General features: G+C 71.3%; 9 protein-coding genes. All 9 read left to right on the forward strand.

What is annotated here, in order from left to right; genetic code table 11:
• Window positions 1-10 precede the first annotated feature (10 nt).
• The 9 genes from QF032_RS38100 to folP all read left to right on the forward strand — a co-directional run bounded on the left by QF032_RS38100 (window position 11) and on the right by folP (window position 13,865).
• Window positions 11-1,096: a quaternary amine ABC transporter ATP-binding protein gene (locus tag QF032_RS38100; protein ID WP_307049176.1), complete on the forward strand. Its 1,086-nt coding sequence runs from the start codon at window positions 11-13 to the stop codon at window positions 1,094-1,096.
• Window positions 1,096-3,114, forward strand: coding sequence for an ABC transporter permease (locus tag QF032_RS38105; protein WP_307059680.1), 2,019 nt, complete (start codon window positions 1,096-1,098; stop codon window positions 3,112-3,114). Before QF032_RS38100 ends, QF032_RS38105 begins: the two co-directional genes overlap by 1 nt.
• 13 nt (window positions 3,115-3,127) lie before the next feature.
• Window positions 3,128-4,105: an ABC transporter substrate-binding protein gene (locus QF032_RS38110; protein WP_307049180.1), complete on the forward strand. Its 978-nt coding sequence runs from the start codon at window positions 3,128-3,130 to the stop codon at window positions 4,103-4,105.
• A gap of 236 nt (window positions 4,106-4,341) precedes the next feature.
• Entirely contained in the window at window positions 4,342-6,780 is a 2,439-nt protein-coding gene (locus QF032_RS38115) for a GcvT family protein (protein ID WP_307049182.1), read from the forward strand.
• 37 nt (window positions 6,781-6,817) lie between these two features.
• Window positions 6,818-7,678, forward strand: coding sequence for a bifunctional methylenetetrahydrofolate dehydrogenase/methenyltetrahydrofolate cyclohydrolase (locus tag QF032_RS38120; RefSeq protein WP_307049184.1), 861 nt, complete (start codon window positions 6,818-6,820; stop codon window positions 7,676-7,678).
• 58 nt (window positions 7,679-7,736) lie between these two features.
• The gene (locus QF032_RS38125) at window positions 7,737-8,969 is read left to right on the forward strand and encodes a sarcosine oxidase subunit beta family protein (RefSeq protein WP_306955740.1); all 1,233 of its coding nucleotides are present in this window, start codon (window positions 7,737-7,739) and stop codon (window positions 8,967-8,969) included.
• Between the two features lie 11 nt (window positions 8,970-8,980).
• Complete coding sequence (locus QF032_RS38130) at window positions 8,981-12,211, forward strand: sarcosine oxidase subunit delta family protein (protein WP_307049186.1); 3,231 nt, start codon at window positions 8,981-8,983, stop codon at window positions 12,209-12,211.
• Window positions 12,204-12,806 carry a sarcosine oxidase subunit gamma gene (locus QF032_RS38135; RefSeq protein ID WP_307049188.1) on the forward strand — a complete coding sequence of 201 codons (603 nt, stop codon included), beginning with the start codon at window positions 12,204-12,206 and terminating at the stop codon, window positions 12,804-12,806. The genes QF032_RS38130 and QF032_RS38135 overlap by 8 nt, the downstream gene beginning before the upstream one ends.
• Window positions 12,807-13,037: 231 nt before the next feature.
• Window positions 13,038-13,865, forward strand: coding sequence for a dihydropteroate synthase (folP, locus tag QF032_RS38140; RefSeq protein ID WP_307049191.1), 828 nt, complete (start codon window positions 13,038-13,040; stop codon window positions 13,863-13,865).
• Window positions 13,866-13,869: the final 4 nt, after the last annotated feature.

Raw genomic sequence — 13,869 nt, forward strand, 5'->3', positions numbered from 1 at the left:
GAGGTCGAGCATGACCACCCAGACCGAGGTGCCGCAGCGGCGCGGCACGCCCCAGGACTCGGGTCCCACCCCGGTCATCTCCGTGCGCAATCTGTGGAAGGTGTTCGGGCCGAAGGCCGACCGGGTGCCGGGGTCCGAGGATCTGTGCGGGCTCACCCGCCGTGAGCTGATGGACCGCACCGGCTGCACGGCCGCCGTACGCGATGTGCACTTCGACGTCTCGCCCGGCGAGGTCTTCGTCGTGATGGGGCTGTCGGGCTCCGGCAAGTCGACCCTGGTGCGATGTCTGACCCGGCTGATCGAGCCCACCGCGGGCGAGATCGTCTTCGAGGGCGAGGACATCCGGCAGGCCGACGACAGGCGCCTGCGTGATCTGCGCCGCCGCAAGTTCTCCATGGTCTTCCAGCACTTCGGGCTGCTGCCCCACCGCCGGGTCGTCGACAACGTGTCCTTCGGTCTGGAGATCCGCGGCATGGGCCGGGCCGAGCGCACCAGGCGGGCCCAGGAGGTCGTCGAACTCGTCGGCCTCGCCGGCTACGAGAACTCCTACCCCGACCAGCTGTCGGGCGGTATGCAGCAGCGTGTCGGCCTGGCCCGGGCGCTGGCGGGCGATCCGGACGTGCTCTTCTTCGACGAGCCGTTCTCGGCGCTCGACCCGCTGATCCGCCGCGACATGCAGAACGAGGTCATCCGTCTGCACCACGAGGTCGGCAAGACCATGGTGTTCATCACCCACGACCTGTCCGAGGCGCTCAAGCTGGGCGACCGCATCCTCATCATGCGCGACGGCAAGATGGTGCAGTGCGGCACCGGCGACGAGCTGGTGGGCGCCCCCGCCGACGACTACGTGCGCGAGTTCGTCAAGGACGTGCCCCGCGGTGACGTGCTCACCCTGCGCTGGATCATGCGCCCGCCGGCCGACGGAGACCCCCTGGACGGCCCCGAACTGGGCCCCGACGTCGTGGTGCGGGAGGCCACCCGGGCGGTGCTCGCGGCCGACAGGCCCGTCAAGGTCGTCGAGAACGGCAGACTCCTCGGCATCGTCGGCGACGAGGAGATCCTCGCCGTGGTCGCCGGACAGGAAGGCGGCGCCTGATGACCGTCGTCGTGGAGAAGACCGAGCCGCCGGGTGGACCGGAGAGGACCCGGCCCGTCGAGGAGCCGGCCCCGGCCGCGGAGCCCCGCAGGATCAGCCGCTCCCTGGTGATCGGCGTGATTCTGGTCGTCTGGCTGGTGCTGTTCGCCGTCCTGCGCGGCAGACAGACCCTCGCGCTCGCGGCGGCGGACCTGACCGGTCTGCACCGGTGGTTCAACGACGTCAACGACTCGATCGGCGCGAACCGCGACACCAACCCGCTGTTCCTGTACTTCTTCAACGAGATCCGCCTGGTCATCGACACCCTGGTGACCTTCGTCCGGGAGCTGATCTCCCAGCCCTCGGACGCCCGGCCCCTCCCGCAGATCGGCTGGCTCGGCGTGGTCGGCATCGCCGGCTACGTCTCGTGGGCCTTCGGCAACTGGCGGGTCGCCCTGCTGGCGGTGGCCGGCTTCACCTTCTTCGGGCTGCAGGGCCTGTGGCAGGAGAGCATGGACACCCTGGCGCTGACCCTGTCCTCGGTCCTTGTGGCGCTGCTGTTCGCGATCCCGCTCGGGGTGTGGGCGGGGCTGTCCGACCGGTTCCACCGGATCATGACGCCCTTCCTGGACTTCATGCAGACCATGCCGACCTTCGTCTACCTCGCCCCCCTGACCCTGTTCTTCCTCATCGGCGGAGCCTCCGCCACCATCGCCACGGTGATCTACGCGGCGCCACCCGCCATCCGCATCACCGCGCACGCCATCCGGTCCGTCCCCGAGACCACCGTCGAGGCGGCCGACTCGCTCGGCGCGACGCGTCGGCAGGCCCTGCTGAAGGTCCTGCTGCCGATGTCCAAGCGGACCGTGGTGATGGGCGTCAACCAGACCATCATGGCCGCCCTGGCCATGGTCACCATCGCCGCCCTGATCGACGCGCCGGGCCTCGGCAAGACCGTCGTCCAGGCGCTCCAGTCGCTCGACGTCGGCACCGCCTTCAACGCGGGCCTGTCCATCGTCGTCATGGCGATCGTGCTCGACCGGGTGACGACCGCGGCCAGCACCCGCGAGGAGGAGGCCCGGCGTTCGAAGAACCGGTTCCTCGCCTGGCGGCGGCCGCTGCTCGGCGCGGGCGCGGTCGTCACGGCCGTGCTGGTCTTCATGTCGCACACCTATGTGTGGGCGGCCGAGTTCCCCGGCGAGGGCGGTCTCGGCAGTTCCATCGCGAGCGCGGCGGACACCACGACGACCTGGGTGCAGGACAACCTGTCGGGTGTCACCAACACCGTCCGCGACCTCATCACCAACGGGCTGCTCAACCCTTTCCAGTCGCTGCTCACGGACTCCCCGTGGTGGCTCGTCGGCGCCGTGCTGATCGCGCTCGGCGTCGTCCTCGGCGGCCGTCGGGCCGGAATCACCACGGCGGTGTGCGTAGGGCTGCTGGTCGCCACCGGGATGTGGTCGGACAGCATGACGACGCTGGCCTCGACGGTGGTCGCCACCATTCTCGTGATGCTGCTCGGCGTCGTCTTCGGCGTGTGGATGGGCCGCAGCCGGCTGGTGGACCGCATGCTGCGGCCGAGCCTGGACGCGGCGCAGGTCATGCCGCCGTTCGTCTATCTGGTGCCGTTCCTCGCGCTGTTCGGCGCGACCCGTTTCACGGCGATCGTCGCCGCGATCGTCTACGCGGCCCCCGTCGCCATGAAGATCATCGCGGACGGGGTGCGGAACGTGCCCGCGGCCACCGTGGAGGCGGCCACCTCCGCCGGGTGCAACACCTGGCAGATCATCACCAAGGTCCAGCTGCCGATGGCACGCAGCGCCCTGACCCTCGCAACGAACCAGGGTCTGATCTACGTGCTGTCGATGGTTGTGGTGGGCGGCCTGGTAGGCGCGGGCGCCCTCGGCTACGACGTCGTAGCCGGTTTCTCGCAGGGCCAACTCTTCGGGAAGGGGCTCGCCGCGGGGCTGGCCATCGTCCTTCTCGGAGTCATGTTCGACCGCATCACTCAGGCCGCGGCGCGGCGAACCAGCGCGTAAGGAGCAACTGACCATGGCAAGGCAAGCAAGACGATGGAGAGCCGGCGCGGCCGGCATGGCGGTCCTCGGGCTCACCCTCACCGCCTGCGGCGGTGCGAAGGTCGGTGACAGCTCCTCGGAGGCGGGCGGCTCGAGCAGCTCCGCCAAGTGCGGCACCTTCAACCTCGCGGTCAACCCGTGGGTGGGCTACGAGGCCAACGCGGCGGTCATCGCGTACGTCGCGGAGAACGACCTCCACTGCAAGGTCACCAAGAAGGACCTCAAGGAGGAGATCGCCTGGCAGGGCTTCGGGACCGGTGAGGTCGACGCGGTCGTCGAGAACTGGGGCCACGACGACCTGAAGAAGAAGTACATCACCGGCCAGAAGACCGCCGTGGACGCCGGCGCGACCGGAAACGAAGGCCTGATCGGCTGGTATGTGCCGCCGTGGCTGGCCAAGGAGCACCCGGACATCACCGACTGGAAGAACCTCGACAAGTACGCGGCGAAGTTCAAGACGTCCGAGTCCGGTGGCAAGGGCCAGCTCCTCGACGGCGACCCGTCGTTCGTCACCAACGACGAGGCGCTGGTGAAGAACCTGAAGCTGGACTACAAGGTCGTGTACGCGGGCAGCGAGACGGCCCTCATCCAGACCTTCCGCAAGGCCGAGAAGAACAAGGAATGGGTGATCGGCTACTTCTACGAGCCCCAGTGGTTCATGTCCGAGGTGCCGCTGGTGAAGGTCAAGCTGCCGGAGTACAAGGCGGGCTGCGACGCCGACGCCGAGAAGATCGCCTGCGACTACCCGGTCTACACGCTGGACAAGATCGTCAGCGCGAAGTTCGCCAAGTCCGGCAGCCCGGCCTACGACCTCGTGAAGAAGTTCAACTGGACGAACGACGACCAGAACGTCGTGGCCAAGTACATCGCCGTCGACAAGATGACCCCCGAGGCCGCGGCCAAGAAGTGGGTCGAGGCCAACCGCGCCAAGGTGGACGCCTGGATCAAGTAGGGGCGGAGACCGGATGCGGGAAGCCGGTCGGACCATGCCCGGTGGGCGGCGTGCGCGAGATGCGCGCCGCCCACCGGGCATCGCCGTGTCCGGGCCCGCCACCCCCCTGTTTTCCGAGGTCTCGGGACCCTTGACACCCACCTGCGCGAAAGGCACATTGAGTTGCGCAACCTGAATCGCGTTGCGTGAACAGCAACTCGATCGGCTCGACTGATCAACAGACCGGAGGTGCGGCGATGGCGGGACCCCGAGTGGTCATCATCGGAGCGGGAGTCGTGGGAGCGGCTCTCGCGGACGAGATCTCCGCGCGAGGCTGGACCGAGGTGACCGTGGTCGACCAGGGCCCGCTCCCCGCCACCGGGGGCTCCACGTCACACGCCCCGGGCCTGGTCTTCCAGACGAACTCCTCCAAGACGATGACCGAGCTGGCCAGGTACACCGTCGAGAAGTTCTGCTCCCTCGACGTGGACGGCAAGCCCTGCTTCCTCCAGGTCGGCGGACTCGAAGTGGCCACCACCTCCGAGCGCCTGACCGAGCTGCGGCGCCGGCACGGCTGGATCACCGCCTGGGGCATCGACGCCCGCCTGCTCACCGCGGACGAATGCCTCGAGCAGCACCCGCTGGTCAACCCCGACAAGGTCCTCGGCGGCCTCCTGGTCCCCACCGACGGCCTCGCCAAGGCGGTCCTCGCCGTCGAGGCGCAGATCCGCCGGGCCACCGAGCGCGGTGTGACCTTCCTGGCCCGCCACGAGGTCCTCGACGTCCTGAAGGCGGACGGCGAGGTCACCGGCGTCCTGACCGACCAGGGCGAGATCCCGGCGGACATCGTCGTGTGCTGCGCCGGCATCTGGGGCCCGAAGATCGCCCGCATGGCCGGGATGAACCTGCCGCTCACCCCGCTCGCCCACCAGCTCGCCTGGACCGGACCGATCCCGGCCCTCGCCGGCCAGACCGAGGAAGCGGTCCGCCCGATCCTGCGCCACCAGGACGCCGACCTCTACTACCGCGACCGCTTCGACGGCATCGGCATCGGCTACTACGGCCACCGCCCCATGCCGATCTCCGCCGACGACATCCTCTCCGTGGGCGAGGCCGACGACATGCCGTCGGTCCTGAAGTTCACCGAGGACGACTTCGCGGACGCCTGGACCGAGACCCAGGCGCTCCTGCCCTCCACGAAGGAGGCGAAGATCGAGGAGGGCATCAACGGACTGTTCTCCTTCACCACCGACAACTTCCCGCTGCTCGGCGAGTCACGGGACGTCAAGGGCTTCTGGGTCGCCGAGGCGGTCTGGGTCACCCACTCCGCAGGCGTGGGCCGGGCCATGGCCGAATGGCTGGTCGACGGTTACTGCTCCTCCTTCGACCTGCACGAGTGCGACGTCAACCGCTTCGAGCCGCACCAGCTCGCCCCGGAGTACGTCCTGGCCCGCGACTGCCAGAACTTCGTCGAGGTCTACGACATCCTCCACCCCCTCCAGCCGTCCGGGGACCCGCGGCCGATCCGCACCAGCCCCTTCCACACCCGCCAGCAGGAGCACGGCGCCTTCTTCCTGGAGGCGAACGGCTGGGAGCGCCCGCAGTGGTACGAGGGCAACGCCGGCCTAGTCGAGGGCCGCTCCATCCCGACCCCGGGCGACTGGGCCGCACGGTTCTGGTCGCCGATCGTCGGCGCCGAGGCCCAGGCCACCCGCGAGACGGTCGCGATGTACGACATGACCGCCCTCAAGCGCCTGGAGGTGAGCGGCCCCGGCGCCGCCGACCTCCTGGAGCGCCTGTGCACCGGCAAGGTCGCCAAATCCGTCGGCTCGGTGACCTACACCCTCTTCCTCGACCACGACGGCGGTATCCGCAGCGACGTCACCGTCGCCCGGCTGTCCCGCGACACCTTCCAGATCGGCGCCAACGGCAACCTCGACCTGGACTGGATCACCCGCCACCTCCCGGCCGACGGCACGGTCCAGGTCCGTGACATCACCCCCGGCACCTGCTGCGTCGGTCTGTGGGGCCCGCTCGCCCGGGAGGTCCTCCAGCCCCTCACCGACGCCGACTTCTCGAACGACGGACTGAAGTACTTCCGCGCCAAGCACGCCTACATCGGCTCGGTGCCCGTCACCGCCATGCGCCTGAGCTACGTCGGCGAACTCGGCTGGGAGATCTACACCACCGCCGACCAGGGCCAGAAGCTCTGGGACACCCTGTGGGAGGCGGCCCGGCCCCTCGGCGGCGTCATCGCCGGCCGCGGAGCCTTCAACAGCCTGCGCCTGGAGAAGGGCTACCGCTCCTTCGGCACCGACATGACCTACGAGCACGACCCCTACGAGGCCGGCGTCGGCTTCGCCGTCAAGCTCGACAAGGACGACTTCGTCGGCAAGGCCGCCCTGCTGCGCCGCAAGGAGAACGTCCGGCGCAAGCTGTCCTGCCTGGTCATCGACGACCCCCGGTCGGTCGTGCTCGGCAAGGAACCCGTCTTCGACGGCGACCGGCCGGTCGGCTACGTCACCAGCGCCGCCCACGGCTACACCATCGGCAAGGGCATCGCCTACGCCTGGCTCCCGACGGAACTCACGGCCCCCGGAACCGTGCTGCACATCGGCTACTTCGACCGGCGCGTCGAGGCGGTCGTCAGCGAGGAGCCCCTTTTCGACCCCACCATGTCCCGCCTCCGTGGCTGACACCCGGCCACGCCCGAAGAGGGAAGGAACACCGCCGGTGAACGCAACTCTGCTCGACGGCAAGGCCACCGCCGCCGACATCCGCCGCGAACTCACGGAGCGCGTGGCCAAGTTGACCGCCATCGGCGGCCGCCCGCCGGGCCTCGGCACCGTCCTGGTCGGCGACGACCCCGGCAGCCACGCCTATGTCGGCGGCAAGCACCGCGACTGCGCCCAGGTCGGCATCGCATCCATCCGCCGCGACCTGCCCGCCGACGCCACCCAGCAGCAGGTCGAGGACGTCATCGACGAGCTGAACGCCGACCCGGCCTGCACCGGCTACATCGTCCAGCTCCCGCTGCCCCGCCACCTCGACGCCAACGCCGTACTCGAACGCATGGACCCGGCCAAGGACGCCGACGGACTGCACCCCGTCAACCTCGGGCGGCTCACCCTCGGCGTCGACGCCCCGCTGCCGTGCACCCCACGCGGCATCGTCGAACTCCTCCGCCGCCACGGCGTACCGCTCGCCGGCGCCCGGGTCTGCGTGGTCGGCCGGGGCATCACGGTCGGCCGCCCCATCGGCCTGCTGCTCACCCGCCGTTCCGAGAACGCCACCGTGACCCTGTGCCACACCGGGACCAAGGGCCTGGCCTGGCACACCCGCGAGGCCGACATCGTCATCGCGGCGGCCGGTTCACCCGGACTGATCACCAAGGACATGCTGCGCACCGGCGCGGCCGTCCTGGACGTCGGCATCACCCGCACCGACCAGGGCCTGGTCGGCGACATCCACCCGGACGCCGCCCAGGTCGCCGGCTGGATCGCGCCGATGCCCGGCGGAGTGGGCCCCATGACCCGCGCGATGTTGCTGGCCAACGTCGTCGAGGCCGCCGAGAGGAACGCCACCGCCGTATGAACGCGCACGCCCCCCAGCACCCGCAGTATCCGTACCTTTCGGAAGGCGGAGACGTCCGATGAGCCCCCGCACCCCTGGCGCAGACCTCCCCGAGCACCCCGACTGGCTGTGGCGTGACCCCGAGCCCGCGAAGTCGTACGACGTAGTGATCGTCGGCGGCGGCGGACACGGCCTGGCCACCGCCCACTACCTGGCGAAGAACCACGGCATCACCAAGGTCGCGGTGCTGGAGAAGGGCTGGCTCGGCGGCGGCAACATGGCCCGCAACACCACGATCATCCGCTCCAACTACCTGTGGGACGAGAGCGCCGGCATCTACGAGCACGCCCTCAAGCTCTGGGAGGGCCTGGAGGAGGAGCTCGACTACCCGATCCTCTTCTCCCAGCGCGGTGTGCTGAACCTCGCGCACAGTCTGCAGGACGTCCGCGACAGCGTGCGCCGCGTGGAGGCCAACCGCCTCAACGGCGTGGACGCGGAGTGGCTCGACGCCGACGGCGTCAAGGAAGTCTGCCCGATCGTCAACATCTCGCAGGACGTGCGCTACCCGGTCCTCGGCGCGACCTACCAGCCGCGCGCGGGCATCGCCAAGCACGACCATGTGGCCTGGGGCCTGGCCCGCTCCGCCGACGCGGCCGGCATCGACATCATCCAGAACTGCGAGGTCACCGGCCTCGACGTGGTCGACAACCGGGTCGTCGGCGTACGGACGACCCGTGGCCGCATCGCGGCCGGCAAGGTCGCGCTCTGCTCGGCGGGCCACACCTCGGTCCTCGCCGCCATGGCGGGCATACGACTGCCCGTCCAGTCCCACCCGTTGCAGGCCCTGGTCTCCGAACTGCTGGAACCGGTGCACCCCACGGTGGTGATGTCCAACGCCGTCCATGTGTACGTCAGCCAGGCGCACAAGGGCGAGCTGGTGATGGGCGCGGGGATCGACGCGTACAACTCGTACACCCAGCGCGGCGCCTTCCACATCATCGAGGAGCAGATGGCCGCGGCCCTGGAGCTCTTCCCGGTGTTCGCCCGCGCCCACGTCCTGCGCACCTGGGGCGGCATCGTCGACGTCAGCCCCGACGCCTCGCCGATCATCGGGCTGAGTCCCGTCGACAACCTCTATCTCAACTGCGGCTGGGGAACGGGCGGTTTCAAGGCCACCCCGGGCGTCGGCTGGGTCTACGCCCACACCATCGCCCACGACACCCCGCACGCCCTCAACGCCCCCTTCTCGCTCGACCGTTTCACCACCGGCGCGCTCGTCGACGAGCACGGCGCGGCCGCGGTGGCCCACTAGGGAGCCCAACCATGCTGCTCATCCCCTGCCCGTGGTGCGGGCCCCGCGACGAGGCCGAGTTCCACTACGGCGGCCAGGCCCACGTGGCCTACCCCGAGACACCTTCGGCCCTCACCGACGAGGAGTGGGCCCGCTACCTCTTCTTCCGCGACAACACCAAGGGCCCGTTCGCCGAACGCTGGAGCCACGCGGCGGGCTGCCGCCGCTGGTTCAACGCGCTTCGCGACACGTCGACGAACGAGATCCTGACGGTGTACCGCACGGGCGAGGAACGCCCGGAGACCCCCGAGGGGATCACATCCCGGCCGAGCTCGGTACCTCCAGCCCGTCCGGCGCTTGAGGACGAGGCCGTTCAGGCCGAAGGGGGGCCTGGGGGCACAGCCCCCGGGGACGGGACGGGCAGGGGCGGCGGGGGCGGGACAACCCAACCGTTCCGCCACCCCACCCGAGGCCGCATCGACCGCGACACCCTCCTCACCTTCACCTTCGACGGCACCGAGTACCAGGGCCACCGGGGCGACACCCTCGCCTCCGCCCTCCTCGCCAACGGCGTCATCCACGCGGGCACCAGCATCAAGCTCGGCCGCCCCCGAGGCATCTTCTCCGCCGGCGTCGAGGAGCCCAACGCCGTCATCCAGATCGAGGAACCCTTCCCCGAGCCGATGCTCCCCGCGACCACCGTCGAGCTCTACGACGGCCTGGCCGCCACCAGCCTCCCCGGCCAGGGCCGCCTCGCCACCGAACCCGACCCGGCCCGCTACGACGCCGTACACGCCCACTGCGACCTCCTGGTCGTCGGCGCCGGCCCGGCCGGCCTCGCGGCCGCCGCCGCGGCGGCGAACAGCGGCGCCCGCGTCATCCTCGCCGACGACCAGCCGGAACCCGGCGGCAGCCTCCTCGGCACCGCCGAACACCTCGACTGGGTGGGCGAGACCGCCGGCCTGCTCGACGCCGCCCCGGAGGTCCGGGTGCTGCGCCGTACGACCGTCTTCGGCTACTACGACGACAACCATCTCCTCGCCGTCGAGCGCCGCACCAACCACCTCGGCGGCGCGGCCCCCGAGAACGTCTCCCGGGAACGCGTCTGGCGCATCCGCGCCCGCCGCGTCGTCCTCGCGACCGGCGCCCACGAACGTTCGCTGGCCTTCGCCGACAACGACCGCCCCGGCGTGATGCTGGCTTCCTCGGCCCGCACCCACGTCAACCGCCACGGCTCTCTGCCCGGCCGCCACGCGGTCGTCTTCACCACCAACGACAGCGCCTACGCGGCCGCCCTGGACCTCGCCTCGGCCGGCCTGGCCGTCACGGCGATCGTCGACACCCGCCCCGAACCGGGGGAGTGGGCCGAGCGCGCCGCGGCCGCCGGCATCGAGGTCCTGGCCGGGCACGCCGTCACCGGCACGGAGGGCGAGTCCCGTCTCACCGCCGTGACCGTGGCCCCGTACGGCGAGTCCGCCGGGCAGCGGGAGTTCGCCGCCGACCTGCTGCTGGTCTCCGGCGGCTGGAACCCGGTGGCGCACCTCTTCAGCCAGTCCGGCGGCAAGCTGCGCCACGACGAGACACTGGGCTCCTTCGTGCCCGACACCGCCCGCCAGGCCGTCGAGGTCGTGGGCAGCGCGAGCGGTCTCCTCGACCCGGCCGCCGTCCTCGCCCAGGGCGCCGCCGGCGGTGCCCGCGCGATCGAGGCCGAGGGATACACGCCCGGCGAGCCCCGCCTCCCGGCCGTGCCGGCGCAGCCACGGCCGACGCCGGCGATGCATGTGTACGTCGTCCCGGGCGAGTCGGACGCTCCCCGGTTCGTGGACCTCCAGCGTGACGTCACGGTGGCGGACCTGGCCCGCGCGACCGGCGCCGGCCTGCGCTCGGTGGAGCACACCAAGCGGTACACCACGGCCGGCACGGCGAACGACCAGGGCAAGACCTCGGGCGTGCTGGCGAGCGGGGCCGTCGCCGAACTGCTCGGGGTGGACGTCTCGGCCCTCGGCACGACCACCTTCCGCCCGCCGTACACACCGGTCTCCTTCGCCGCCCTCGCCGGCCGCGACCGGGGCGTGTTGAGCGACCCGGTCCGCACGACGGCCCTGCACGAGTGGCATGTCGGGCACGGGGCGCTGTTCGAGAACGTCGGCCAGTGGAAGCGCCCCTGGTACTACCCGCGAGGCGGCGAGGACATGGAGACCGCGGTGCTGCGCGAGTGCGCGGCGACCCGCGAGGGCGTGGGCTTCATGGACGCCTCCACGCTCGGCAAGATCGACGTCCAGGGCCCGGACGCCGGTGTCTTCCTCGACCTGCTCTACACCAACATGATGAGCACCCTGAAGGTCGGCATGATCCGCTACGGCGTCATGTGCCGCCCGGACGGCATGGTCTTCGACGACGGCACCGTCATCCGGGTCGACCGGGACCGCTACCTGGTCACCACGACGACCGGCAACGCCGCCGCCGTCCTGGACTGGATGGAGGAGTGGCTCCAGACGGAGTGGCCCGAACTGAAGGTGCACTGCACGTCTGTGACCGAACAGTGGGCCACCGTCGCCCTGGTCGGCCCGAGGTCCCGTGAGGTGCTCGGCTCCCTCACACCCGGGCTCGCCGTCGCCAACGAGGACTTCCCGTTCATGGCCTGGCGCGAGACGACCGTCGCTGGCATCGAGGCCCGGGTCTGCCGGATCAGCTTCTCCGGCGAACTCGCCTACGAGATCAACGTGTCCCCGTGGGAGGCCCTCGCCCTGTGGGAGGCCCTGTACGAGGCCGGCGCCCCCTACGGCATCACCCCGTACGGCACCGAGACCATGCACGTCCTGCGCGCGGAGAAGGGCTACCCGATCATCGGCCAGGACACCGACGGCACCGTCACCCCGCAGGACCTCGGCATGAGCTGGGCGGTCTCCAAGAAGAAGCCCGACTTCATCGGCAAGCGCTCGTTCGCCCGCGCCGACACGGTGCGCCCGGACCGCAAGCATCTGGTCGGCCTGCTCCCCGAGGACCCGGCCGCGTTCCTCCCCGAGGGCACCCACCTGGTCGCCGACAGCGTGCTGCCGGCCCCGCCCGTGCGGATGCTCGGCCACGTCACCTCCAGCTACCGCAGCGCCGCCCTCGGCCGCACCTTCGCGCTCGCCCTGGTCAAGGGCGGCCGGGACCGCATCGGCGAGCGGCTGTACGCCCCCGTGGGCGACCGACTGGTCCCGGTGACCGTCGCGAGCCCCGTCCTCTACGACCCCGAGGGAGCCCGCCGCGATGGCTGACACCGCCCTGACCTCCCGGCCCCGCAGTCCGCTGGCCGGGGCCGCCGACCGGCTGGCCGCCGTCACCCGTGCCTCCGGGGGCACGATCCGGCTGGCCGAACTCCCCTTCCTCACCCAGCTCGACGTGCGTCTCGACGCGAAGGGGGCGGCGGCGGACGCCGTCGGCCTCGCGCTGGGCCTCACGCTGCCCCTGGAACCCGACACCGTCGTCCGCGCGGGAGAGTCGACCGCGCTGTGGCTCGGCCCCGACGAGTGGCTGCTCGTGGGGCCGCCGGGCGGTGCGCGCGAACTGGAGAGAAGGATCCGGGAGGCCGCGGGAGAGGAGCCCGTCTCGGTCACCGATGTCTCCGCGCAGCGCACCACGGTCCTCGTCGCCGGCGCGGGAGCCCGTGACCTGCTGGCCCACGGCTGCTCGCTGGACCTGCATCCGAGGGCCTTCCGTTCCGGCCGTTGTGCCCAGACGACCCTGGGCCGCACCCAGGTCGTCCTGGTCGCGCGTGAGGAGCCCAGCGCCGGTTTCTGGGTCCTGGTCCGTTCGTCGTTCGCCGGGTATCTGGCGGACTGGCTGCTCGACGCGGCGACGGAGTACGTCTGAGTCACCCCCTGGCGGGGGTGACCCCGCCGTCCCTGTGGGAGCTCCGGTGAGGGGTTCCCGCAGGGCTGTGCCGGGCAGGGCCGTGAACGCGTCCTGCCCACGCGGTCCTGTCAGCACGTCGAAAGTCGGACACCAGTGATCGTCACGGCCCCCGCCACCGGCAGACCCCCGCGTCCGGGGACGCCGGACCTGCACCCGCCCGGCCTTCCCCGGCCCGGCAGGACGCTGGTCATGGGCGTCGTGAACGTCACGCCGGACTCGTTCTCCGACGGCGGGCTGTCGTTCGCCGAGCACGCTGCCGTGACACACGGGATCGCCCTGCTGGAGCAGGGCGCGGACATCGTGGACGTCGGCGGCGAGTCGACGCGCCCCGGCGCGCTGCGTCCGCCGGTCGAGGAGGAGCTGCGACGGGTGCTGCCTGTCGTCCGGCACCTCGCGGCGGCGGGCGCGGTCGTCAGCGTCGACACCATGCGGGCCGAGGTCGCCGCCCGCGCCCTGGAGGCGGGCGCACGGCTGGTCAACGACGTCTCCGGGGGCCTGGCCGATCCCGGGATGCTGCCCCTGATGGCGCGGGCGGGGGTGCCGTACGTGCTGATGCACTGGCGTGGCCACTCCGCCGGCATGCAGGCGAACGCCGTGTACGGCGACGTGGTCGACGAGGTGCTCGGCGAAGTGCGGCTGCGGATCGACGCCGCCCTGGAGGCAGGCGTCCCGCCCGGATCGCTGATCGTCGATCCGGGGCTGGGCTTCGCCAAGGCGCCCGAACACAACTGGGAGCTGCTGGGCCGTCTCGGGGAGGTCCGCGCGCTGGGCCGTCCCGTCCTGCTGGGCGCGTCCCGCAAGGCGTTCCTGGGACGGCTGCTGGCCGACCGGGCGACCGGGGAACCGCGCCCGGCGCGCGAGCGTGACGCCGCGACCACCGCCGTGTCCGTGCTCGCCGCCGCACAGGGCGTCTGGTGCGTGCGCGTGCACGACGTCGCCTCCACACTGGACGCGGTGCGGGTGACGGCCCGTTGGGGCGTGGAGACGGCGGTGGCGGCGCGGGCACCGCTGGGCTGACTGC

This window comes from Streptomyces achromogenes, from assembly GCF_030816715.1.
Taxonomy (GTDB): domain Bacteria; phylum Actinomycetota; class Actinomycetes; order Streptomycetales; family Streptomycetaceae; genus Streptomyces; species Streptomyces achromogenes_A.

What these genes read in the sequence shown, in the direction of transcription:
- QF032_RS38125 (WP_306955740.1), top strand. Translation starts at nt 7,737, where the DNA reads ATGAGCCCCCGCACCCCTGGCGCAGACCTCCCCGAGCACCCCGACTGG.
- QF032_RS38135 (WP_307049188.1), top strand. Translation starts at nt 12,204, where the DNA reads ATGGCTGACACCGCCCTGACCTCCCGGCCCCGCAGTCCGCTGGCCGGG.
- QF032_RS38105 (WP_307059680.1), top strand. Translation starts at nt 1,096, where the DNA reads ATGACCGTCGTCGTGGAGAAGACCGAGCCGCCGGGTGGACCGGAGAGG.
- QF032_RS38115 (WP_307049182.1), top strand. Translation starts at nt 4,342, where the DNA reads ATGGCGGGACCCCGAGTGGTCATCATCGGAGCGGGAGTCGTGGGAGCG.
- folP (WP_307049191.1), top strand. Translation starts at nt 13,038, where the DNA reads ATGGGCGTCGTGAACGTCACGCCGGACTCGTTCTCCGACGGCGGGCTG.
- QF032_RS38130 (WP_307049186.1), top strand. Translation starts at nt 8,981, where the DNA reads ATGCTGCTCATCCCCTGCCCGTGGTGCGGGCCCCGCGACGAGGCCGAG.
- QF032_RS38110 (WP_307049180.1), top strand. Translation starts at nt 3,128, where the DNA reads ATGGCAAGGCAAGCAAGACGATGGAGAGCCGGCGCGGCCGGCATGGCG.
- QF032_RS38100 (WP_307049176.1), top strand. Translation starts at nt 11, where the DNA reads ATGACCACCCAGACCGAGGTGCCGCAGCGGCGCGGCACGCCCCAGGAC.